At 39.0% G+C, this 25,197-nt stretch carries 20 protein-coding genes; 6 read left to right on the forward strand and 14 right to left on the reverse strand.

The window, feature by feature from the left end:
• Positions 1-9: 9 nt before the first annotated feature.
• Both BUA53_RS00125 and BUA53_RS00130 read right to left on the reverse strand, forming a co-directional pair.
• Positions 10-2,061: an acetate--CoA ligase family protein gene (locus BUA53_RS00125; RefSeq protein WP_072833218.1), complete on the reverse strand. Its 2,052-nt coding sequence runs from the start codon at positions 2,059-2,061 to the stop codon at positions 10-12.
• Positions 2,062-2,164: 103 nt separating this feature from the next.
• A complete protein-coding gene (locus BUA53_RS00130) occupies positions 2,165-3,229 on the reverse strand; it encodes a glycoside hydrolase family 26 protein (protein ID WP_217652897.1) in 1,065 nt (354 codons plus the stop codon).
• Here BUA53_RS00130 and BUA53_RS00135 point away from each other — a divergent pair.
• Both BUA53_RS00135 and BUA53_RS00140 read left to right on the forward strand, forming a co-directional pair.
• Positions 3,228-5,765, forward strand: coding sequence for a sulfatase-like hydrolase/transferase (locus BUA53_RS00135; protein WP_084079728.1), 2,538 nt, complete (start codon positions 3,228-3,230; stop codon positions 5,763-5,765). The two genes, BUA53_RS00130 and BUA53_RS00135, sit on opposite strands and share 2 nt — an antisense overlap.
• A gap of 137 nt (positions 5,766-5,902) precedes the next feature.
• Positions 5,903-7,876, forward strand: a complete 1,974-nt coding sequence (locus BUA53_RS00140; protein WP_072833221.1) for a KUP/HAK/KT family potassium transporter — start codon at positions 5,903-5,905, stop codon at positions 7,874-7,876.
• 466 nt (positions 7,877-8,342) lie between these two features.
• Here the strand turns inward: BUA53_RS00140 and BUA53_RS00145 are convergent, their stop codons facing one another.
• Entirely contained in the window at positions 8,343-9,497 is a 1,155-nt protein-coding gene (locus tag BUA53_RS00145) for a TIGR03118 family protein (protein WP_084079729.1), read from the reverse strand.
• Positions 9,498-9,658: 161 nt separating this feature from the next.
• Positions 9,659-9,913 (reverse strand): hypothetical protein, encoded by a 255-nt coding sequence (locus tag BUA53_RS00150; protein WP_072833222.1) that lies wholly within the window; start codon positions 9,911-9,913, stop codon positions 9,659-9,661.
• A 245-nt stretch (positions 9,914-10,158) separates the two neighbouring features.
• Here BUA53_RS00150 and BUA53_RS00155 point away from each other — a divergent pair, with 245 nt between their 5' ends.
• Entirely contained in the window at positions 10,159-10,629 is a 471-nt protein-coding gene (locus BUA53_RS00155) for a response regulator (RefSeq protein WP_072833223.1), read from the forward strand.
• Between the two features lie 34 nt (positions 10,630-10,663).
• Here BUA53_RS00155 and BUA53_RS00160 read toward each other — a convergent pair whose 3' ends face one another.
• From BUA53_RS00160 to BUA53_RS00180, 5 genes are all read right to left on the reverse strand, one after another.
• Entirely contained in the window at positions 10,664-11,086 is a 423-nt protein-coding gene (locus BUA53_RS00160) for a tellurite resistance TerB family protein (protein WP_139256296.1), read from the reverse strand.
• 164 nt (positions 11,087-11,250) lie between these two features.
• Positions 11,251-11,523, reverse strand: coding sequence for a hypothetical protein (locus BUA53_RS00165; RefSeq protein ID WP_072833225.1), 273 nt, complete (start codon positions 11,521-11,523; stop codon positions 11,251-11,253).
• A gap of 44 nt (positions 11,524-11,567) precedes the next feature.
• The gene (locus BUA53_RS00170; RefSeq protein WP_245792980.1) at positions 11,568-12,320 is read right to left on the reverse strand and encodes an acyl-CoA desaturase; all 753 of its coding nucleotides are present in this window, start codon (positions 12,318-12,320) and stop codon (positions 11,568-11,570) included.
• 87 nt (positions 12,321-12,407) lie between these two features.
• On the reverse strand, positions 12,408-12,836 hold the full coding sequence (locus BUA53_RS00175; protein ID WP_072833226.1) for a response regulator: 429 nt from the start codon (positions 12,834-12,836) through the stop codon (positions 12,408-12,410).
• A gap of 4 nt (positions 12,837-12,840) precedes the next feature.
• The gene (locus tag BUA53_RS00180; RefSeq protein ID WP_072833227.1) at positions 12,841-14,313 is read right to left on the reverse strand and encodes a sensor histidine kinase; all 1,473 of its coding nucleotides are present in this window, start codon (positions 14,311-14,313) and stop codon (positions 12,841-12,843) included.
• 382 nt (positions 14,314-14,695) lie between these two features.
• On the opposite strand from BUA53_RS00180, the gene BUA53_RS00185 reads away from it, so the two are divergent.
• Entirely contained in the window at positions 14,696-14,938 is a 243-nt protein-coding gene (locus BUA53_RS00185) for a KGG domain-containing protein (RefSeq protein WP_084079730.1), read from the forward strand.
• Positions 14,939-15,743: 805 nt separating this feature from the next.
• On the opposite strand, the gene BUA53_RS00190 is transcribed toward BUA53_RS00185, so the two are convergent.
• The 3 genes from BUA53_RS00190 to cphA form a co-directional block, all read right to left on the reverse strand.
• On the reverse strand, positions 15,744-15,953 hold the full coding sequence (locus BUA53_RS00190) for a hypothetical protein (RefSeq protein ID WP_072833228.1): 210 nt from the start codon (positions 15,951-15,953) through the stop codon (positions 15,744-15,746).
• A gap of 96 nt (positions 15,954-16,049) precedes the next feature.
• Positions 16,050-16,241 (reverse strand): DUF3606 domain-containing protein, encoded by a 192-nt coding sequence (locus BUA53_RS00195; protein ID WP_072833229.1) that lies wholly within the window; start codon positions 16,239-16,241, stop codon positions 16,050-16,052.
• Between the two features lie 82 nt (positions 16,242-16,323).
• The gene (gene cphA, locus BUA53_RS00200; protein WP_072833230.1) at positions 16,324-18,963 is read right to left on the reverse strand and encodes a cyanophycin synthetase; all 2,640 of its coding nucleotides are present in this window, start codon (positions 18,961-18,963) and stop codon (positions 16,324-16,326) included.
• 110 nt (positions 18,964-19,073) lie between these two features.
• Between cphA and BUA53_RS00205 the strand changes: the two genes are divergently transcribed.
• On the forward strand, positions 19,074-19,943 hold the full coding sequence (locus BUA53_RS00205) for a cyanophycinase (protein ID WP_072833231.1): 870 nt from the start codon (positions 19,074-19,076) through the stop codon (positions 19,941-19,943).
• Positions 19,944-20,047: 104 nt separating this feature from the next.
• Here the strand turns inward: BUA53_RS00205 and BUA53_RS00210 are convergent, their stop codons facing one another.
• Positions 20,048-21,079 (reverse strand): fatty acid desaturase, encoded by a 1,032-nt coding sequence (locus tag BUA53_RS00210; protein ID WP_072833232.1) that lies wholly within the window; start codon positions 21,077-21,079, stop codon positions 20,048-20,050.
• 111 nt (positions 21,080-21,190) lie between these two features.
• Complete coding sequence (locus BUA53_RS00215) at positions 21,191-21,442, reverse strand: hypothetical protein (RefSeq protein WP_072833233.1); 252 nt, start codon at positions 21,440-21,442, stop codon at positions 21,191-21,193.
• A 151-nt stretch (positions 21,443-21,593) separates the two neighbouring features.
• Between BUA53_RS00215 and treS the strand changes: the two genes are divergently transcribed.
• Positions 21,594-24,932 carry a maltose alpha-D-glucosyltransferase gene (gene treS, locus BUA53_RS00220; RefSeq protein WP_072833234.1) on the forward strand — a complete coding sequence of 1,113 codons (3,339 nt, stop codon included), beginning with the start codon at positions 21,594-21,596 and terminating at the stop codon, positions 24,930-24,932.
• Positions 24,933-25,197 lie beyond the last annotated feature (265 nt).

Genomic DNA, 25,197 nt, shown 5'->3' on the forward strand with positions numbered 1-25,197 from the left:
ATTGCCTAATCAAGAAATGCATATACGTGCATCTACAGCGATTAATGATGTAGAGTTGCCAATAAAAGGATTAATATCCATTTCCGTTATTTCAGGAACCATCTGTAAGAGAGCGCTGATTTTTAAAATAGCATCTACAATAAGTTCTTCATTTACTCCTTCCTTTCCACGTATGCCTTTTATCAAAGGATATGATCTTAAATGCCTGATCATTGAAATAGCTTCATCTCTTCCCACCGGCGCAAGTCCTGAAGAAATGTCTTTGAATACTTCTATAAATATGCCTCCCAGGCCACATAATACCTGGTGGCCAAATTTATCTTCCGCTTTTGCACCAACATAGATTTCAGAACCGGTCAGCTGTTGTTGCATAATAACTCCATTAGCACCCGGCATGGCTATTAACTTTTCAAAGACCGTTTCTAATAATTGAAAACTGGTAATACCGGGTACAACTCCACCACTATCTGATTTATGCAATATGCCAGAAACCTTTAAAACAAGTGGAAAGCCTAGTTCATTAGCACTTAACAAAGCTTCCTCTTTTGAAGTTACTACAGCCTGCGCAACTGTGGCTATGCCTGCTGATTGCAACAATTCAAACACTTGCCCAGGTTGTAAATATCCTTTTGGAGACTGGTCTATAATTTCTATCGCTTTAGCTTGTTGTATTTTAGGTAGGACCGCCTCAGGAAAAGGTGGTTTCATTTTGTTAACCCTGCTTAACACATATCCAAAACTTACTTCATCAGTAAAATTCACATGACCCATGGATTGAAAATGACTTACTTCTTCTGCTGCCTGGATGGCTGATGGGAGAATTGGGAATATGGGTTTACGGGAAGTACGCATTTTTTCATGCAACAACATATAAACATCATCCACACTCCACATACCCGTTGTTCCAAATACAACAACTGCCGCATCAATTTCTTCAAAATCATTTTCTACCGCATCCAATATTTCTCCCAGTTGTTCGGCAGTTCCGGTTGCCAGAAAATCAATTGGATTAGATACTGTTGATCCGGGATACAGCTTCGACAATAACATGGCTGCTTTATCCCCCTGGAGTTGCGGCACTTTCATTCCATTTTTTACCAGGATATCTGTCAACATCACCCCTGGACCTCCTGCATGTGTGATCACTGCAATACGATCGCCCTTCAGTGGTGGAATAGTGAAAATAGCAGCAACATAAACCAGTTCTACACGGCTATAGCACCTGATAATGCCTGCCTTTCTAAACAAGGCACTGACTGCAGAATTAGAACCGGCGAGAGCCCCGGTATGTGAAGAAACCGCTCTTGATCCAGCCTCAGTGTTTCCTGATTTAATAGCCGCAATCCTGCACCCCTTATTTACCAGTGACCGCGCATGCTTTAAAAAACGTTTTGGATCAGTAATTTGCTCCATGTAAAGGAGCTTTATTTTTGAACTTCTCTTTTCATCAAAGGTTTCATCCCAATACTGTAGTACATCCTCTACTCCCACTTGTGCACTGTTTCCAACAGAGAAAATATCCCGGAACTTTAATCCCCTGGGAATAGCCATCTCAAGAATATAAACCATTGTTGCACCAGAAGCAGACACACAATCACATCCCTTTGGATCGTAGGCAGGAATAGGGCCTGCAAAGACTCCCTTGTATGTTCCTGTGATCACACCAATACAATTAGGCCCTACCAATGTACCACCAACATCATTCACAATTTTAACACAGCGCTTTTCCAGGCATTTGCCCTCTGCACCTGTTTCACTAAATCCTGCCGAAAACAAAATAAAGGCCTTACATTTTTTTTCGTATGCCAGTATTCTCATCACAGCCTCCACCTGGTTAGCAGGGATGGCTATAATAGCAAGGCTAACCTCTGGTATTAAATTGCAGTTTGCAAAACAGGGAACGCCCTGCACTTCCCTTTCTTTTGGATTAACCCCAAATATTTTCCCTGCAAAATTATTTTTTAGAATATTATATAAGACCTTTCCCCCTGGTTTCGAAGTGTCATTAGAGGCACCTACAATCACTATGCTTTCAGGATCTAATAATTCTTTTGTGATCATACTTAAAATCAGCCTGGGCCGACTGGCCTAAAGTAAACTTTAGCTGGTTTACAAAACCTGATAAGCATCAGTTGGTGAAGCAGCATAGATCAGGGCGGAAATTCTATTTATAAATATTTCCCAGGTCTTTTTCAAAAAGCGTATAGGGATCATTATAGAATTTTATGAAATCAGGCACGCTGTTGTGCCCGGGGAATGGAGCATAATAATGCGTAGGACTTTGTGCATCATTGCGCCATACCAACACATAACAAAGTTGCTTATTCCCTGAATGCATAACTTTGAGCAACACTTCCATCCACCAATTAGGGTTAGGCAAAGACTCAAGCCCCGTTTCTGTAAATGCTGCTAATTTCCCATTCTTACGTGCATAATCACTTATAATCTGGAGCTTTTTTGATGCCTGGTCCAAATTGTAACCATCCCTGCCCATATCTCCATAATTATCCATTCCTAACAGGTCAACCCAACCATCACCCGGGTATCTTTCAAGGTATTCAGCAGTGGTTGTAAATTTATTATCAGGAGAAAAAGCATAGATGAAATTGTGCACACCCATAGAATCTCTTAAATAGGAGACGGTAAATTGCCATAAACTTATAAATTCCTCTCTTGTGCAATGAGGCTTTCCCCACCAGAACCATTCGCCATCAAACTCATGGAATGGCCGGAAAATCATAGGAACAAGCTTTCCATCCGCACCTCTTGTATTATTTGCCCAGTTGGCAATACTCCTTAGAATTTCCTTGTAAGTATCATGCGCTTTACCACCTGGTATTATGTATTTAACTGCAGGAAGAGAAACCGAATCTTTCCAATAAAATCCTCCTGTCGATACAGGGTTAGGAAAATGCCAGGCAACAGTAATAATACCACCCCTGTTATAAGTATCAATTACTGTTTTCCTTACCTCTGTTTTTGTTTTTTCAACATCCGCGGCAGGTCGTCCGCTAAATCCACTAAGATCCACCCCTATTACTCCCGGATGGCTACCCGTCACAGACTTCACATCTGACCTGTTCTCATCCCCTACCCAACCATGTCCATATTCAGTAGCATGCTGATGTCCAAACACCGTATGGTGCTTTGCTAATTTCTTCAAATTCTTATATAAAGCTTTCGTTTCCTTTGTAGCCTTTGCATCAACAGGTCCTTGGGACTGCGCCATGACGAAATGGCTAGCTGAAATGCTTAATACCAGGATCAGCAAACGGGTATGGATCATACATGAAATGTTTTTATACCGTAATTTAATAAACACATTGTATTCCTGCGAGATATATTATCTTGAATCTCCAAAGGTGGATAGCGTTGTATTCACAAGCTTACATATGAAATTCAGGCAACTCTTTTTATTCCTTCTTGCATTTTCTTTCCAGGTTGGGTTACTTGCCCAAACCAGACCTTCCTGCCTTGCTAGCAAAAAAATCATATACCATAGTTCTAAGGCTGCAGAAGTATACCTGGTATGGGGCATCAATTATTGGCAAACTCCCTCTTCCCTTTTGCTTCCGAAAAACAGCATCATTAAAAATAAATTCGCTTACACCCCTCTGGTAAGATCCGGTAACAATTATACCGTTTCTATTACCATTCCCTGTGATACAAGGCTTGATTATTATTTCTGGATATCAAAAGATAACAAAGGAAATACAGTGGATGGTTGGGATACCAATAATAACAACAATTACTATACGGTCAATGGCAATAATGAAAATATAGATATAAGCGATACCAATTTAAAATTTTATAATAAACCTTTTTCAATCATTGAAAAGGGAAAACTATTTCTCTTTTTTTCATTCTTTGCATTCCTTATTGCCGCAGCCTGGTACCGTAAAACCAGGAATGTAAAAGCATATAATTTTTTACCGGGCTTATTCCTCACAGCACTGGTCTTTATTGTACTTTCCAGGTTTGAAATTTCAGGCTATTCGAAGTTATCCTTTCCTATTTCTATTGGCACTTTGTTTCCAGACCTGGTTTGGCTGGCTCTGGTATTAATTTTCACCGCGTTACTGCAATACATTTTCAGAAATAGAAAAAGCTTTTCTATAAGTATAGTGATTGGTTACGGCATTATACTTTTGATTTCCATCGGCATTTCTTTACTAAATATTGAAGTTGTCAGGCAATTAGGCACACCTTTTAGCTATAAATGGCTTTATTATTCCGATTTTCTTAAAGGCAATGATGCGCAGGTTGGTGCTGCTAAAACATTAACCCCATGGTATATCAAAAACTTATTAGCGCTCCTTTCCAGCTTTGTGTTGCTTGGTTTTGCAGTATCTATCCTATTCTCCCAGTTCCGCCAATTTAAGTCAGGCAGGATTGCTTTTTATTGCATCCTGTTTCTTACTGTCATTGCAAGCTATGGGCTATACCTTAACTTGCATTTTCCATCTTCAAAAATTCAGAACCCGGTATTTGCTTTTGTTTCTTCAATGGTTGACCCTCCCGGCAAAAACAAATTGTCGAAAATGCCAATTCCTGATTCCGTTAAAAGTTATTTCACACCTGCACAAGCGCCAATTAGTAATACCATCTATGACAGTCTACATCCAATAGAAAATGTCATTGTTTTCGTTTCTGAATCGACACCTTCCCGGTATATCAGTTTGTATGATTCCTTATATAATTGCACACCTGGCTTAAAGAAATGGCAATCTATATCCAGGATGTATAGTAATATGTATGCCCACATTCCCAGTACACCCAACTCAATGCTTTCCATATTATCCGGTATATATCCCATGATCGATTACAGGTCGGCATTGCTTGAAAAGGTTCAATTACCCTCACCTTCGCTACCACAATTATTAAGATCAAAGGATTGGAAAACATCATTATTCTTTTCATCAGATCTTGATTATGCTGGTATGCGTAAATATGCCACAGCTCAAAATTTTACTACCGTTGAAGACAACCGCTCTATACCATGCAAACAAACATATACAGTAACGCATTCAAATATCGACGGCCTGGATGATTCCTGTATTGTTACCAGGTATTTGGATTGGCTGCGAAATAGCCAGGGGCAAAAGACATTTAGCCTGCTATGGACAAATCAAACACACAACCCGTACTATACTGTTACAAATGTTCACTATAGCAGCGATGAAACATTAAACAGGTATCTTAACGCCCTGCATCATACTGATAAAGTTTTTGACCAGCTATTGACCTCCTTAAGCAAGGCAGGCACCTTAAACAAAACTCTTGTCATATTTATTGCAGATCACGGTGAAGCATTTAATACGCACGACCAGAAATTACATGCCTCAAAGGTTTACGAAGAAAATGTTCACATTCCATGCATATTGTACAATCCTCTATTATTTAATGGTAAAAGCAATAATGATATATACGGCCTGGTAGATATAGCACCCACGGTTGCCCAGGTTTTAGGCATGAATATACCATCTCACTGGCAGGGCAATAGTTTGCTTACAAATAAAAATAAATCCTCCCGGACATTTTTCATCAGTCCCTATACTGACCTTTTAATGGGTACGCGTCATGGCAAGTGGAAATATATTTATAATGTTGATACAGAAGAGGAAGAGTTATTTGACCTTGATACGGACCCCGCGGAATTAAATAACAGAAAGAATGAATTCAGTCAAATAGCCTTGCAGGAAAAACAAATGCTGGGCGGATGGTTACAATATGTAGATGGTAATTATAAAGCCTGGTCTAAGTAAAAAAAATGATACTGTATTCCTGCCTCTGTTTATAAGGTTTTATTCCTGGCCTTATTCGGTAAAAGATGGCTTTTGAATGTTTAAAACGTGGTTAACAGGCTTAAGAATCCTATACCTTTGCCGCTTATTTACGTTTAATGTCAAGATCACATAACAGGGTTACAGTTGCCGGATTACTTATCGCATTAGGGATTATTTACGGCGATATAGGCACTTCTCCTCTTTACGTACTCAATGCCATTACAAGTGGAAAGGTCATTTCGGAAGAATTGATCATAGGAGCATTATCCTGTATCATATGGACACTGACCCTTCAAACCACAATAAAGTACGTTATTCTTACACTGCAGGCTGATAACCGTGGTGAGGGGGGCGTCTTCTCATTATATGCACTTGTGCGGAGACGAAAAAAATGGCTTGTCATTCCAGCTATGATTGGAGGTGCTGCCTTGCTGGCTGATGGAATGATCACTCCACCCATTTCTGTTACTTCTGCTATTGAAGGTTTAAAACAGGTGCCTTCTCTTTCGCACATAAGCCAGGGCACTATTGTATATATAGTAATAGGAATACTTTCATTCTTATTCTTTATACAGCAGTTTGGAACCGCTTTTATAGGCAGGTTCTTTGGCCCGCTCATGAGCATTTGGTTTATTATGTTGGCACTATTGGGCGTAATACATTTTGCAGATGATATGCATGTATTTCGTGCCTTAAACCCCTACTACGGAATAAAGTTGTTGGCTACTTATCCCGGCGGGTTTTATATTTTGGGGGGCGTCTTTCTTTGCACGACGGGTGCTGAAGCATTGTATTCAGATCTTGGACATTGCGGCAAATGGAATATCCGTTATTCCTGGGTGTTTGTAAAGACCTGCCTGATTTTAAATTATTTTGGGCAAGGGGCCTGGCTTTTAAGCAACTATAATGGCAAACGTATTACTGCATCATTGATAGAATCTGGTTTTAATCCTTTCTATGGATTGATGCCGCACTGGTTTCTTTATTTCGGCATTGCTATAGCAACAGCTGCAGCCATTATTGCCAGCCAGGCATTAATATCAGGGTCTTTCACCCTGATCAGTGAATCTATAAGGCTCAACCTGTGGCCTAAATTAAGGATCGTTTACCCAACTGAAGCAAGAGGCCAACTCTTTATCCCTGCTATCAATTTTATTCTTTTTTTAGGTTGCATCGGAATTGTTTTGCATTTTAAAAAGGCATCCAATATGGAGGCTGCGTATGGACTTGCCATCACCTTATGCATGATCGCTACTTCTATTCTTTTTGCCAACTACCTGGTTCTTCATCGTGCTAAAAGGCCCATTGTTTACTTGTACCTGGCTGTTTATTTCACTTTAGAATTCAGCTTTTTATTTGCCAACATGGAAAAGTTTCCCCATGGAGGTTACGTAACAGTGATCATTGGAGGTTTATTATTCCTGGTAATGTTTAATTGGTTCAAAGCCCGGAAGATCAAAAACAGGTACATAGAATTCGTCAAGCTGGAGAATTATATTCCAAAGATCCAGGAGTTGAGCAATGATCGTAGCGTACCCAAGTATTCCACTCACCTTGTTTACCTAACCAGTGCAGATAATCCAAATGAAATTGAACATAAGATCATTTATTCCATTCTAAATAAGAAGCCAAAAAGAGCTGATATATATTGGCTTGTTCATGTGGATACCCTTGATGATCCCTATACTTCTGAATATTCTGTAGAGCATATCATTCCTAATGATATTATCAGGGTTGAGTTCAGGCTGGGTTTCAGGGTTCAACCCAGGATCAACCTGCTGTTTAAAAAAGTGGTAGAGGACCTTGTAAAAAACAGGGAAGTGAATGTAATCAGCAGGTATGAAAGCCTGGAAAAAACAAATACCATAGGCGACTTTCAGTTCATAGTTATGGAAAAATACTTAAGCCAGGATAATGATCTTCCAATTTTTGAACGATTGGTAATGAAAGTACATTTCTGGCTAAAAGCTATTAGCCTTTCAGAAGAAAAAGGTTTTGGACTTGACCTCAGTAATGTAACAGTAGAAAAATTCCCTCTTATTGTAGCACCAGTAACCAATGTAAGGCTAAAGCGAATTGAAAAGGGCTGATCCAAGCAGTTGACAACCTATCTTTTTCAAATTCATGCAATTAGCGGGACATGAAATAGATAATAAGGAAAAACAATAAAAAGTTCACCAGGCAAATAAGCATGGATGAATATTCTTTGAAAAATGAAGTTGGTCTCATAATAAAATGCTTTTCATGAATGGTTAACTATCAGACGATCTGTTGAAAATGATTGTTACACCATTTTTGAAGTTTTTCTGTAAGGATGAAAGGAGCTGTTTAAAATTAAGGGGCCGGAATAAAAATTCAGCCCCGTTTTAATCCAATATCCTATGAAAAACCAGTGCTAAAGTATATTTATAGCGATTACTGGCCTAAGGTGAAAACACCTAACTTATTACGTACATTTTCTTCGTTTGCAGTGAGATCATAACCCCTTATAAGTCAACCGGAAAAAGAATATTTATCCGAATAAATTCAAGATATTCTATCGCCATGAACCGTCGGTTATTGTTTGGTTATGTATCCAAACAAACCATCTTGCTCATCATTAGGACCCGCAGCGAAATACAGGCGATTAGGATCAATAGTAGAGGTAGCTGGAGGAAAACTGATACCCCATAACTTTTCAATTACTATTGGAGCTCCATGTGACCGTAATTGACCTAAAAACCTGCCTTCTGTTGAATATGCATTGATTCGCCCATCTCCTAGGTTACCCACTAATACAGCAGCTTGTGCCGCCCCGCTTTCATCCGTAAAAAAACCTGCAGGTGCCCAGGCCACACCCCATGGTGCATTTAATTGACCTTGGGAAACAAACCGGTTTATTAATGTTCCCATGGCATCATAGATATCTACATAGCCATTGCCAGGCTTGGCTACCTCATCTCCATCAGCACCGAGTTTTGCATACATTACGTATAGCATACCACCCACATTTTGAATATTAAAGGGTGAATAATCAGATGGTAAAGCAGGATCTGTAAAGGACATCTGAACTGAATTAAAATCCTTGTCCCAAACATCTATTTTTCCTTGGCTGAAATTGGCAGCATACAAATAATAGGCTCCTGAAGATGCCCTGGCCATTGCTAATCCTGTATAAGAAGCGGCAGAGGCATTATTTGCTATAACAAGGGCATTATTACCCGCTGCACCATTCCATCCGGAAATGACACCGTCTGCCCCTGCAAACATAAATCTAGCGGAAGTGTTGTCCGGTAGTTTAAAATCTGTGGTATTAGGGTCAATATTCAATACAGTTCCTGTGGGATTTCCACCCATGCTGCTTCCTGGAGATGGTATGGCTACTTCTGGACGTGCTGGAATTAAATTACCGTCCATGTCATACACAGAAGATACATGCCCTTCCTGCGAACTTACCCAGGCAATTCCGTTTGCACTGAATGCTATTCCCCACGCATTCATTAAATGTGGATCAATATGAGCTGCCCCATAATTTCCATTGTTTGCAACAAGATTTACCTGTACAAAATCTTTTAATGTCCGGGGATCTTTATAGGGTTGCTGTTTTGATAAGCTTGTAGCATTATCAGCTACAGCTGTTGTTTCTTTTTGACATCCTGGTAAAAAGATTAAAGACCCTAACAATGAAATAGCAGATAAGGTTTGAAATACCTGGTTGTACAACCTGTTCATATAGTTAAGTTTTAATGACAACTTTACTTCAAACAATAGTTATCCAGGTCGGATAAGCCATATCAGTAAACGGCCTGCATTAAAAACGTTGGTATGAAACGAAAGGTTGCCTTTCCTAAAATCAGAGAGGGATCATTAAAGGCACTATAAGGATTATTATATCAGCAAAAAGGAAGTAATGGAGAGATATCTATTTTGTTTAAGTAAGGTTTCAACTCTTCAGTGGAATGAAAGGTTTTGATGTAACCTATCTGCTCCTCCTGGTAATCGTAATAAACCTCCGCATAAAAAGAGTCTATTTGGTATAAAAGTAAAATATATTGATCCTTCAACCGGTTAGCAACATAAACACCATAGTCAAGGATCATTTTCTTTTTGGCCTGTTTTGTTTCGTATTTAAATTCCTGTAGCAGCATCTTAAAGTGGTTGATATAGGTTTGAAATAGGATTTTAAATTAAAACAGATTAAGTCCATAAAATATAAAATAAGACCAAATGGGTAAAAACGTAGTTAAGTTCCTGGTACTTAGTAAGCAAGCCCTGCTGTTGTTATTTAATAAAGTTTTGCCACCAGTTGTTAATTTGCACCCGTTGTTTAAATACTTCTTGTTGTATTTTTACAAACTAGCAATTAGTTACCCTAACAGGCAAATCCTTAACCATGACCAATGTTGATGCATTTAATCAACTTCCTATCAATTCTATAATCCTTGCTGATGATGATCGGGATGATCATGACTTTTTCAAAGATGCACTTGGAGAAATAGCTCCAATGGTACGGTTAAGTATTGTAGAGGATGGAGAAGCACTTCTTAAACTTTTAAAGCACTATGTTCCTGACTTCATATTTCTTGACCTTGACATGCCCTGCAAAAATGGATTGGAATGTTTAACCGAGATCAGGAACAATCCTATATTGAATTCCATTCCCATCGTTATTTTTTCCAGTACCTCCAGGCCGGCAAATATTGATACTGCTTATGAAATGGGGGCAGACCTGTTTTTTATAAAGCCTTCTAACTATAATGACCTTGTAAGTTCTATAAAAGCCATACTGTCTTTAGACTGGAAAAATCCTTCGGTTGTAAAAGAACAATATTTCATCAATGGCAGGTATGCCGCCTTTTTGTAATCATCCATCCAACGCAAAAAGTTTTTGATATAATTCAATCCATAACTTCTACGTTCCATTTATTGCGTATAAGATAGGTCGCAAGGATCATTTTCATCCTTTCCATAGTGATCTTTAAATGAAGTGCTAACAGCGCAAAGATCTTAGTCTTCTTATCATTTATCTGTCCATCCAGCAAAACCACTTCGCTGACCATTGCAAATAAGGTTTCACGAAATTCTTCTGTTATCAATGCTGAACAATATTCTATGATCTCTGCTGGTTCATGGCTTGCCTGGAGAGCAATTGCTTTTTTGGTCATTTCATTAAGATCACTCCCCCGAAACCGTGAACAAAGAACTACAGCCCTGGAAAGATGTTCTATCTGTTGCTGCGAGATATTGCCTGATTGTTGCATGGCAGCCGAGAATAATATCGTTACTGCGGCTTCCTGTTCATTTTCTATAGGTAGTTCCATAATTTTTGTCCTTACCAGCGTTTTCCAGCTGCTTTCATTCAGTAGTGTAAAAATAACGCTCCGGAAATAAACCAGGTAATAGCGCACTTATTACATAGCTCTTATTGCAATACGTAAAAGGGGACTATAGAGTCCCCTGCAAATTTTTTACAAATATGATAGCCTTATTTCTTCTTGGATAATTGTTCTTCCTGTATTTGTTCAGTAATGGCATCATTTAATACATCTTCTGCACTGTGTATCCAAAGGGGTAATACCGAAGCTGATGTCTTCCATTTGCCTTCCACATCTTTATACATCTGGAATATGATGCGGTTGCCCTTATCATCTGGTACATCTACATGGTATTTAATTTCCGCCCCTGCCGACAATTGGCGAAAATTAAATTCTCTTTGCCTTTCACCCGCTTTGATCACTTTTGAAAAATAACTGCTCATAATGCTCTTTGCTTAAAATTTCTTTTCACTTACCAATAAACCTGCTATGGCTCGATTAACACATCCTTTTGATTGTTCATCCTGATAATCTTTAATTTTTCAAATAACAGGACAACAGGGTAGATAGGGTCAAACTCTCCCTTTTTCATAGCAAAATTGCTACGCGAAGGAAATTTGTGATGGTTATTATGATAACCCTCCCCCAACATTAGCAAATCTACCTTAAATAAATTACGGGAAGTGTTATCTGTTTCAAAATTTATATTTCCATATTTATGAGCAAACCAGTTAATGATCACCCCATGAATTGGCCCCATGGCAATATGAAAGGGAATAAGAAGAAACCACCAGGCTGATGGGGCAAAAATGATATACAAAGATATGTATATACAGCTCCACAATATTCTCGACCACCATGTATTGCCCCAAAGATCAAAACTGGTCCACTCAGGCACATTCCTGGTGAATTTGGGGTCAACAGTTGCCCTGTTTCGTAATATGCCAACATAGGTAACGCTGGTACGCCACATCATTGCCAGCACAGTTTTATCGAAGGAAGGCGAATGCGGATCCTTTTCTGTATCTGTATAAGCATGGTGCACCCTGTGCATTATGCCATAGACCCTGGGGCTCATGTATGAAGAACCTTGCGTGATGTAAGAAAAAATAAAAAAGAACCTTTCCCACCCCCTATTCATCTTAAAGGCGCCATGGGCTGCATAACGATGGTGGAAAAAGGATTGAGCAAATAATGATAAATACCAATGTGCAATGAAAAATACCAATATAAAAATCACAGACTGTAGAACATTTGGGGTGAAGTACTAATCTGGCAAAAATCGTTCAAATTTTAAATCAACGGCAGCTTTTTTTTAGTTTCCCGCTTATTCATATCCTTTCATATTCATCAGGTCTATTACCAGGTTGAAAGAATCAAGGGAGGAAGTGTTATTGATCTTAAAAGGTTTGAGAATATACCCGGAAACTCCCAATTTCTTCGCAGCTTCCTTATCCACCTTTTCATCAGATGTAGTGATCATAAAACATTTAATTTTCTTCCATTCCGGCGTATCCCTGATCACCTGTAAAAATTCAAGCCCGTTCATGCGTGGCATATTTATATCGATCAGAATAATATCAGGCAAATTTTCCAAAGTCACCTCGTGGTTACCTTTCATCATGTCTATGGCTTCCTCTCCGTTTTTAGCAACTACCAGTTTATACAAAACATTTAGTTTATCCAGCGATCGCTTGATATCCATAGCATCAAGCTGATCATCCTCAACCAATAAAATTGTTGTTATTCTACTCATACTATTATTTTTTCCATGTAAAAGAAAAGATAGATCCTGTGCCTGCTTCTGATTCCAGTTTTATTTCTTCCCCTCTTGAATCCAGAATTTTTTTAACTATAGCTAATCCCACACCTGTACTTTCAAAACTATCGCGTTCCTTCAGTGTCTGGAAGATCATGAATATTTTTTCGTGGTAATTTTTGCTAATACCAGGCCCATTATCTGAAACAAAGAATTCCCAATGGCCGGGATATTCCTTATGGTACACTTTCACGAGACCATTTGTCTTATCATTATATTTTAAAGCATTATCAATAAGATTGGAAAAAACCTGGAGCAAGGGCAGCTTTACCGAATAGATTACGGGCATTGCTTCCGAAATGTTTATGGTAGTCCCTTCCTTCATTGAGAAATTTTCCAACACTTCTTTAAGCAATGCTTTTGTATCAATTTTTTCTTCTCCTTCTTCCTCCTTTCCCACCCTTGCATAGGAAAGCAATCCCTGTATCAGGCTTTCACCTCTTATCACCCTTCCTTTTATCAAACGAATGTATTCTGCCACTTTAGGAGTTAATTCGTCCTTATGGTCTTCTTCAATCCAACTCACCACATTATCTATACCCCTTAAAGGTGCCTTCATATCATGCGAAACTATATGTGCAAACTGGTCCAGCTCCCTGTTCTTTTTGGTTAACTCATTAATATTAGAGGAAAGTGTTTTTGCCATATAATTCAATGAGCGCGCAAGTCCGCTTAATTCATCCTTACCAGTTTCTTCGGTAGATACATTGTAGTTACCTGCGGCAATGCTGTCTGCCATACGCACCATCTTAAGTATTCTTTTTGAAATCCTTATGGTTAGAAAGGCCACGATAAAAAGAGCCATGAGTACACTAAAAGTGATCATGAAAAAAGAAATGGTTTTTGTCATCTGCAAAGAATCATTCAACAATTTCTCACGCTCAGATCTTTTTTCATACTCAATATTCACAAATTCCCTTATTTCTTCCTGCAGCCTGGTATTTAATTTACGTTCATCACTAGACTGCATTTTTTCTCTATACAGTTTATTGAAATATGGAAGGTTGACATCCGAGGCTTCCGCACCAATTTTTGCCTGGCGCAGGGGCTGTCCAAATTCTGATAACCACCTGTTATTCAAGCTGGCTATATCAACAAGCAGCTTATATTGCCTGGAAGTGGTGTCAAGCTGATTGAATAAATCAGTAAGTATAAGTTTGTTTTCTGTGGCGGCGGAATCATATGCCTGCAGAAATGAATCTTCTCCAGTCAGCAAAAACCCCCGTAACCCACTTCCCATATTGATAGTATTTCTCTGGAAGCGGTTGCTACTCCTTACAATATTTCCTGACTGGTTAACGAAATCAGTATTTTCCTTTACTCTTTCTGAAAGGCGGAAATTAATAAAGGTGGTAAATGCAAAAAGCAAGAGTATGGACAAAAAACTAAGAAAAATAAGGTAGGAAATGCGCATGCAAGGGTGGTTAAGGGCCGCAATGTAAAAAAATATAAATTTTAATTCCAGTTACCAGCTCCCAATAGTGCATTTATAAGGGAATTCTAATACCAGGCAACTAAGCACATTCTTGTGCACATTCAAAAAATAAATAAAAAAACAGGACAATAAATATTGGTGTGCATTACTGTTGTGCTAGATTATTTCGTAACTTGATGTAGAGGTGCATACTCAAAATATCAGAAATTGTCGGAAATCCTTAAGAAATATAGAAGTTATAAGGGGTTTTCAATATAGAAAGGGCAAATAAACTCAGGCATTATTTTTTAATAACCATACTTGCATCCATTCCCTTCTAAACTACTCTAATACATTTCTAAACATTATAAACTTTATTGTTATGGTAGAAAATCGTAACCAGGAGGAGTCCAGGGATATGAATCAAAAAAGCCGTAGAGGATTTGCGGCTATGGACCCGGAAAGACAAAGACAAATTGCCAGTGAAGGTGGACGTGCTGCCCACAAACAGGGTGTAGCCCACGAATGGAGTGCTGAAGAAGCCAGGCAAGCAGGCCGCAAAGGCGGCCAAAACTCTAAAGGCACAAGGACAAGGGATACGTCAGTCAGGGGAGAAATGGATTAAAACAATTTGGCTCCGAAAACAAAATCTTAAAAGCCTTCTTAAACTGGAAGGCTTTTTTATTTCCTGTTTGCATAGGCTATCCTTATCCCTACTTCACAGCATGCCTATTATTTAAAAAATCTAAATACTGGCTGCCTGGCTGGACAATACATTTACACAGTTCAACCTTCCGCCCTTACCTGGCTGATTATATATTTCAGGGCAATGCACAGTGTATCAATCATCAGTTCTACCGATGCGTAAATATAATTCCCAAAAGAAACCCCGAATCAAGGTTTAAACATTGCATAGCCGTTTTCATTAAGATTATAATTCAGGATATTGTAAGAGGCCAGCCAATAAATTTCCAGGTAAGTTCCTTCAATTATGCAACGGCTATGTAACGGCTATGTAACGGCTCTGTGCCGCCTATGTAACGGCTCTTTAAAGAGGCGTTACATACCTGTTAGAAAGGTGCCAGATGACTGGTTAAATAATGGTTGTTAAGACAATTATGGTGGTAGAAAAAATGTTTCAGCACCTTTCAGTCACAAATTGAGGTTAGTGATCTGTGCTTCCGGAAACTAACTAAAGCCCGGATTTTATATTAAGGGGAAATAATGGTCTTATTTAATAAGCCTCCAATCTGCCTTTATCACTCATAATTTATAAGTATATATATCAACCCTTCTACCTTGTGGAGAAATTAAATAAAGATACATTATTTATATTCTTTATAAGTTTTTTTGGTTTAATTTATAGGGGCATCAGTAAATAAAAAACGTTCTGCGGGTAACAGAACGTTTTTTATCTTCAGAAGCGAAGTTTATTCACCTCCACGGCCTTTATTTCCTCCGCCACTACTGCTCCTTCCTCCACTTTGAGAGGCTTCTCCACCTTTCTTGGAAATGTCCTTTTTGGTGCGATCACTTGCAGAGGACATTCCTCTTTCAGACTTTCCGCCTTGATTTCCACTATTATTTCCACCTTGGGTACTACGCCCAGATCCCTGGTTTTCACTTGAACTTCTTGGCATAATGGTTCAATTTTGAGTTAATAAATAAGAGAACTATTTTATATTGAAGTATTAAATAAATATAAAAGCCCCATGGACCATGAGGCTTATTTAGGATTATCTTTTATTTCCCCTGTTCTTCAGAAATTCTTCGATTTTTTCCCTGCTATTTCCAACCTGCTGGATAGCTTTCCGAACTTCTTCCTGGGAAACTCCCATTTTTTCAGCAATATGTTGCAATTCATATGCTTCGTTGCCCGCCACCCTGGAACGGTCGCGGCCATCTCTTAGATTTTTATCATCTGCCATAAGAAATGTTTTCAAAATAATATAAAATATTGTGCCATAGCATGAATCAATGTAATATTAATTCCTATATACAAACAGCGGATTATACAGCCCTTTTTAAACAGGTTAAACTTTGCAATGCCTGGGATTGATGCTTAAGAACGCATTCTGTTACGGCTACATAATTTTCTACCAATACTACTATTAATGAACCTGGCTTCCTGTGAAGGATAGCATGTTCTACCGCATCACATTCGCACCCTATGAATTGAATTGGTTTAGCAGGATCTATTTCCCTGATCCCGGTTGTCAACAGCTCATCCATTTCCTCCTTTGACCTTCCTCTCATGTCTTCATCATGGCGGATTATGATTTCATCAAATATGCGGGCAGCTTCTTCTGCCAGTGCAATAATATCCTTATCCCGCCTGTCACCTACTCCTGTGATAATACCTACTTTACAACTTTGTTCAAAGGAATTTATAAATTTACCCAGGGCCTTTAATCCATGTGGATTATGGGCATAATCGATCATGACCGTGCAATCATTCAATTCAATTATATTGGCCCTGCCTGGGGTGGTTTCACTTGAAGGAACGAAAGTTTGCAATGCTGTGCGTATAACACTAAGCCTTATATTATTTGTATAAGCTGCAAGCATAGCGGCTAAAACATTTGCAATGTTATAATCTGCCTTACCACCAAAAGTTATAGGAATATTCTGCATCTCCTCAATAGGTACGATGTGATCTGCCACCCTTAAAATCAAGTAACCCTCCTCCGGGTAAGCAGCAATACCACCCTGACTGCAATGTTGCTCTATTCTATCACTGTTACTAAATAAAGAAAACAACGCCACTTTACATTTCACGTTTTCTTTCATGGCGTATACGAGGTCATCATCCGCATTAAGAATAGCATAACCATTAATGTTTACACTTTCCGGAACCACTGATTTCACCCTGGCAAGTTTTTCAATGGTATTGATGCCCTGCAAACCCAGGTGATCTTCAGCTACATTGGTTACTATGGCAGTATTGCACTGATCGAATGCTAATCCTGATCTCAGAATGCCACCCCTGGCTGTTTCCAAAACAGCGAATTCAACAGAAATATCCTTAAGTATGGTTTCAGCTGATTGAGGACCGGAACAATCACCTTTGTATACCAATTCATTACCTATATAAATGCCATCTGTAGTTGTATAACCTGTTACAAATCCTGCAGCCTTTGCCATATGCGCCATTAAGCGGGTGGTGGTTGTTTTACCATTTGTACCCGTAACAGCTACTATTGGAATTCTTGAATCTGTACCCTCGGGAAACAACATATCAATTACAGGTTGCGCCACATTCCTTGGAGTACCTGAATTTGGTTCAAAATGCATCCTGAATCCCGGGGCAGCATTTACCTCCAGTACCACTCCACCGTTTTCGATTAAAGGATGGGAAAGATCTGGCGCCATCACATCAACACCACATATATCCAACCCAATGGCCCTGGCAGCTCTTTCAAATAAAACAATATTGGAAGGGTGCACTTCGTCTGTGACATCGGTAGCAGTACCGCCAGTGCTTAAGTTAGCAGTAGGCTTAAGGTAACATATGCGACCAGCTGAAAGCACGGAATCCAAATTGAGCCCTTGCTTGTTTAAATATTCAAGGCATACATCATTGATCTCTATACATGTCAGTACATTGTCATGCCCTTTGCCCCTTCGAGGATCACAGTTAACAATTTCAATCAATTCCCTGATAGTATGATGCCCGTCGCCTGAAACAGATGCCGGTGTGCGAAGAGAAGCTGCTACGAATTTATTATTGATAACAAGAACCCTAAAATCTTTACCCTTAACGTATTTTTCAACTATAATTTTTTCTGAATAAAGTTTTGCACGTTCAAAACCCTTCACGGCCTCTTCCCAGGATTCAACATTTATTGTAGCACCTTTTCCATGATTTCCGTCAACAGGCTTCAACACAATGGGGTAACCAATAACATCTATTACTTCTTTCAGTTTTTCCACAGAAGAAACAATTTCTCCCTGTGGGACAGGAATATATGCCCCTGTTAATATCTTCTTGGTCCTGTGCTTATCACAGGCTATATCGACGGCTATAGAACTGCTACATCCTGTGAGGGTAGCTTCAATTCTTTTTTGCCTGCATCCATACCCCAATTGCACGTAGGCTTCTTCGTCAAGCCGAAAAGCAGGTATTCCTCTTTTCTTTGCTTCCTGAACTATAGCATTGGTACTTGGCCCTAATCTTTCCTGCATCCAGAGTTTCTTTATCTCAAAAATGTCAGTTTCCAGGTCGTAAGATCCACCATCAATTAAGGTTTCAGCTATCCTTACAGCTGCTTGGGCAGCATAAAAGCCTTCCTTTTCCTCAGCATATTCAAAAACGACGTGGTAAATACCTGCCTTTCCAGTGCCACGCGTTTGACCAAAACCTAAGTTAATACCTGCAAGCGATTGAATTTCCAAAGCGATATGCTCAATTACATGGCCCATCCAGGTTCCTCTTTTTACTCTTTCAAAGAAACCGCCGGGCTTGCCTTCACTGCACCTATGCTCATATAACGAAGGAAATAAGGACTGCAACCTTTCACTAAAGCCATTAATTTTATTTGTAGGGAAATTTTCAAGGTCTTCAAGATCAAGGGTCATTTGGATCAAATTCCCGCGCTTGATAGACCAGAAATTGGGGCCTCTAAGCGCCTTCAACTCCAAAACTTTCATATAACAATACTTGGTTCGATTGTATTTATTATAAAATTTATACCAATTATTGCATTGGTAACCATAATGATGTTACTAACGAATGGCATGCATTTTTTTAAAACATGTATATGCAAAGTCCAAAAGGTTATTTAATTGCTATAGGTGGTGCTGAAGACAAGGGATCAGAAGCAGAAAAGGAAAGACAAAACAGTTTAGACTTCTTTAAAGAAGGTATTCTGCAGCAGATAGTGGACCTGGCAGGAAAAAAGTCAACCCCTAAAATTGAAGTAGTAACTACAGCCTCTTCCATACCGGATGAAGTAGCCCAGATTTACAAAAAAGCTTTCAAAAAACTTGGCCTGGTAGATATCGGCCATTTAAAGATCACCAATCGAGAAGAAGCTGATAGTAAAAAGACCCTGGAACGCCTGGAAAAATGCAATTGTATTCTTTTTTCTGGTGGAGATCAACTGCGCCTTTGTTCCATAGTAGGAGGAACTGAATTTCTGGATATTTTGAGGGAACGATTTGAAAAAGAACATTTTGTTATAGCTGGCACAAGCGCTGGAGCAGCTTGCATGGGCAATACCATGATTGCCGGTGGAGAGGAATCCAAGGCATATCTGAAAGGTCGGGTTGAATTAAGTATAGGGCTAAGCTTTTTGAGAGATGTGATCATTGATACGCATTTTGATGCAAGGGGAAGATTTGGCAGACTGGCACAAGCCATTGCAGCCCAACCTGGCGCTATTGGTATAGGACTGGATGAAGACACCGGTATAGTAATAGAAAAAGGGAGGATGCTGAGAGCTATAGGTTCAAGCAGTGTAGTGATAGTAGATGGCAGTAGCATCAGTCATAATAATATAGCAGATATCAAGTCAGGTATGCCCATATCTATTTCCAGCCTGGAAGTAAGTATTATGACCAACTCCGATGTTTATGATATAGATACAAGGGAATTTGTTGGTGTGAAATTTAATCATCATGAAAATTAAAAGAAGAACTACTCCTCCTGCAACTTATTTTATTGCTCGGGGCAAAAAAAAACTCCATAGTTTTTAAAGCTATGGAGGGTATCATATAAGTTGGTAGAACTGGCTTAATTAGCAGTAAATTCCGGCTCTGTAAATTTCTTTTCCCTGGCCAGTAATTCAACATCAGGTTTAGATTCATCAACCAAAGGAACTTTGCCCCTGTTCTTTCTTACTATCCTGGAGAATAAAGATATTTCCCTGTCAAAAAGGAATCGAAGCCATAATTTAGTCCAGGACCTGTGAGACGCAAGGGAATCGTAGAATACGGGTGCTGTGCTTTTGATTTGTGGCAACTTATTCCAGGGAACTGAAGGAAAATCATGATGCTCATTGTGAAAGCCTACATTAAAAGCAACTGTATTCAGTACTCCATAATAACTATAGGTTTCCTGTTCTCCATGCGTGAGGTAATGTTCCTGTATCCAACGTCCACCCAATGGATGTAAACCCACTGAAAAGAAGAAAGATGCCGTTAGAAAAGCCACTGCTTTTATACCTACAAAATACCAAATGGCAGCCATAAAAATGATCTGAACACCCCAGTTCAAAGCGATCCACCCATCAAATGGCTTGATTTCCTTTAAACGGGATACCCTGAAAGCCTGGAAGAATGGATAAAAAAGAAACCATATGGATTTGCCAATAAAGTTATTGTTGATAAGACGTGCTTCCCAGCGGTTAGGCAGGTCAGCATCCAGTTCATGAATGCCCTGGAAAGAATGATGCTTGATATGATAACGTTCAAATGATACAGAACTTGCAAAAACCTGCGGAATATTGGCAAAAATGCCGGCAAGCCTGTTGGCTACCTGGTTTTTAAAGATCAGGCGATGAGCGCATTCATGGATCATTACAAACAATGCATGATCTATAAAGGCCCCTGCAAAGTAAGCTGCAACCAATAAAAGCCACCAGGGTTTATCAGCAAGATAAATGGCTCCACCAACCTGCAGACCCACCAACAAAAGGATAAACCAGAAGGTGTTTGGATTCTTACCTATTAATTTCCTTACATCGGGATGTTGCTTTAGTATCTGCTTGGTTCTAATTCTGTGAGGTTCTGACGAATCAGAATAGATAAAATCTCTTTTCCGCATTAGTTTTAAAATAAGGTTTAAAAATAAGGAAGGTATCCGCGAATATTCTAAAATATTAATTAATATCTTTTCAGAAACAGGTAATTGGGAATATATTTTGGTAAAGCGGCCTTAGCAGTCTTGTAAGGACGTGATATCTATTTCCTCCAGGTATGGCTCCAGGGCACTGGTTTCAGCAAATCCTCTAAATCCCTGGATCATGCAAAAGCTGTTGTTATAAAATACTTCGGCATAAAAAATATTGATCTGGTAAAGGAAGATTGTGAAGTCTTTATAAACCCTTTCAGCGACTAAAACCCCATAATTTAATAGTGTTTCAGCCTGTTGAATTTCATCCTGTTCATTGAAGTCATCCAGTGTCATGAACCGGCAAGATAAAAATCCTATTTAAACAAAGCAATTGAACTTCTGAAAAGAACTCACATATTTTTTAAATGTATAAGAAATAAATCCAACCCATTATATCAGTTATGGCACATTAATTTGTGCAATAAAGGCAAAACAGATAGGTATTATGATTCAACCAGAGACGGCAATTGATGATAAAATACATTGGTATAAGGATGCTATCATTTATGAACTTCATATAAAAGCTTTTAGCGATAGCAATGGAGATGGCATTGGCGACTTTGAAGGTTTGCTGACCAAACTGGATTATTTACAAGAGTTGGGGATCACAGCTATCTGGCTACTGCCCTTCTATCCTTCGCCATTGAAGGATGATGGTTACGATATCTCTGATTATTATACAATAAACAGTAGTTATGGTACTATAGAACAATTTCAGCGATTACTGGAAGAAGCCCATAAGCGCCAGCTAAAAGTGATTACAGAATTGGTTATCAACCATACCTCTGACCAGCATCCCTGGTTCCAGAGAGCAAGGACAGCCCCTAAAGGTTCAATAGAAAGAGATTTTTACGTCTGGAGCGATGATCCGGAACTTTATAAAGAAGTGCGCATCATTTTCCAGGATTTTGAAACTTCAAACTGGAGCTGGGATCCTGTAGCACAACAATATTACTGGCATCGGTTTTTCCATCACCAGCCCGACCTGAATTATGACAGCCCGGTGGTACAACACGAGGTATTAAACATTCTTGATTATTGGTGCCAGATGGGTGTGGATGGATTCAGGCTGGATGCTGTACCCTATCTTTTTGAAAGGGAGGGCACAAATGGGGAGAACCTTCCTGAAACTCATGCTTTTTTAAAAAAGCTAAGGGCACATATTGATGAAAAGTTTCCTGGAACCGTTTTTCTTGCAGAAGCCAACATGTGGCCAGAAGATTCTGCTTCTTATTTTGGAAACGGGGATGAGTGCCATATGAATTACCATTTTCCTGTGATGCCACGTATGTTCATGGCATTACAAAGGGAAGACAGGTATCCTATCACTGATATATTTGAGCAGACACCTTCCATACCGGAAACCTGCCAATGGGCGATGTTCCTGCGCAACCATGATGAATTGACGCTGGAAATGGTAACTGATGAAGAAAGAGATTATATGTATAAGGTCTATGCCAAGGATCCAAAAGCACGGATCAATTTGGGCATCAGGCACAGGCTGGCTCCTTTGATGGATAATGACCGAAGGAAAATTGAACTCATGAACTCACTCCTATTCTCCATGCCTGGCACCCCTGTGATCTATTATGGTGATGAAATTGGCATGGGAGATAATTTTTATCTTGGAGACCGCAATGGTGTAAGAACACCCATGCAATGGTCGCCGGACCGCAATGCTGGATTTTCCGCAGCGAATCCCCATAGTTTATACCTGCCTGTTATAATAGACCCGGAATATAATTATGAAGCTGTAAATGTGGAATTACAACGAAGGAATACCTCCTCCCTATTCTGGTATATGAAACGCATTATTACACTCCGGAAAAATTATAAAGCTTTCGGAAGAGGTGATATGAAATTTCTTCATGTGGATAATCCTAAGATATTGGCTTTTACACGCACGTATCAAAATGAGACCTTACTGGTAGTGGTCAATCTTTCAAAATATTCCCAATCAAGCGAAATACCCCTTCATTCCTTTGCCGGCTATGTGCCTATAGAAGTTTTCAGCAAAAACCCCTTTCCTACAATCAAAGAAGATGCGCCCTACTTTTTTACACTAGGACCGCATTCCTTTCTCTGGTTTGAATTACAACCGGCTTTTGAACCTTCAAATGAAGGGGAAAAATTGTATGAATACTCCCTATCATCAATAGGTGATGTGGAAAGCAAGAGTTTCCTGGCAGAATTGGAGAAAAACATATTACCACATTACTTATACAAAACCAACTGGTTTGTTGGAAAAGAAAGAAGCATACACGACATTTCAATTATTGAAAATAACAGGATAACCATTGCAACAAACGAGATAAACCTGTTACTGCTTGAAGTTAACTATGAAAATGGGTTGCCGGAAAATTATATTCTACCCATAACAGTGGCTAAGGACCCATTAATGAAAACTATAAAAGAAAATTATAGTGAGTCGGTGATAGCTTTATTAAAATCTGGTAATGAACGCGCTTTGTTATGTGATGCTTTTTATATTCCTGAATTTCAGCAATGGATATTCAGGAACTTACAATCAAATAGTACAATAAAGTTACCAGGTTCATTACTTCAATTTACGGCTGAAGAAGCAGTGAAAAGCTATACCGCAGGTACAGAGTTAAAGTCCAGGATTCATCCGGGACATCAAAAAAACACATCCATTGCTTTTGATAACAGGTTCTTTTTGAAGTTGTACAGGAAGGTTGACAGTGATATCAATCCTGATGTTGAACTTTCGTATTACCTGGCTAAGAGAACAGCATTTACCTACACCCCTTTATACCTTGGCAAACTGGAATGGCAAATAGCAAAAAGGTCTTTTGTTTTAGGACAAATTCAGGAAATGGTGGAGAATCATGGTGATGGACGTACCTATATGACGGAACGTCTCAATAATTATATTGAACGGATATTAGCCAAGAATCATTATAACAATAACTTACCGGAATGCTTTTCAAGTCTAACGGAGCCATTGTCCTATGATCAATTGCCCCAGGAGTTGCAAACATTATTAGGAGGGCCTGCTTCGGAACAAAGCCAGTTGTTAGGTAAAAGGGTAGCCATGATGCATATTGCATTATCGTCAGGGAAAGACAAAGATTTTGTTCCGGAAGAATTTTCACTTCATTACCAGCGTTCCCTTTTTTCGTCTATGCAATCAATGGTAAGGGAAACCTTTCAAAATATTAGTAAAGTTCCGCCAGGTACAAGAAATGAAAACTTTCATCAACTGAAAGAAATTGTAAATAAAAAAGATATACTGCTGAACATATTAAAAGAGATATATAGCAAGAAAATAGAAGCAAGTAAAATACGAATACATGGTAATCTTCACCTCCAGCAGATCTTATTTACCGGGAAAGATATTGCAATACATGATTTTGGTGGTAACCCACATCGCAATTACAGTGAAAGAAGACTAAAGCGATCGGCATTCCGTGATGTAGCATCAATGATACGATCATTTTATTATGTTGCCCATAAGACCTTTCTTAATAGCAACCAGTTTGATAAAGATGAAATGAATGCATTACTGCCTTTTGCTACAATATGGTCACACTATATGAGCGGGTTCTTTTTAAAGGCATACCTGGAAAAAAGTAAGGGCAATAGCTTTATTCCTGAAAACAGGTCTGAACTTGAAATATTGATCAGGACCCAACTTTTAGAAGGAGCAATCAACGACCTTAATTTTGAATTAAACCATAGGCCTGAATATATTTTTATCCCATTAAAAATTATTGATGCGATAGTTAACCCGGTGGAAACAAAAAAAATCCCCGTGGCTTAACACGGGGACAAATATTGTCAGGCGATCAGTCTTGGCTGTTTGTATGGTTGATCATTATTGGACGCCTGGGTTCTCAAAGGTTCGGATAAGGATAGGATTGGATTTAAACGGTCTTCTAAGGATAATCAGAACATTGGTTATTCGAAAGGATAAGGAAAGAAGTTGACTGATATTGGATTTAGTTTTGGTTTTTCAGGACTTGGATAGTTCGGTTTTCTGGACATTGGATGGATTGATATGTATCAATCAACTTCTGACACAAAAA

This window comes from Flavisolibacter ginsengisoli DSM 18119 (assembly GCF_900129295.1).
Taxonomy (GTDB): domain Bacteria; phylum Bacteroidota; class Bacteroidia; order Chitinophagales; family Chitinophagaceae; genus Flavisolibacter; species Flavisolibacter ginsengisoli.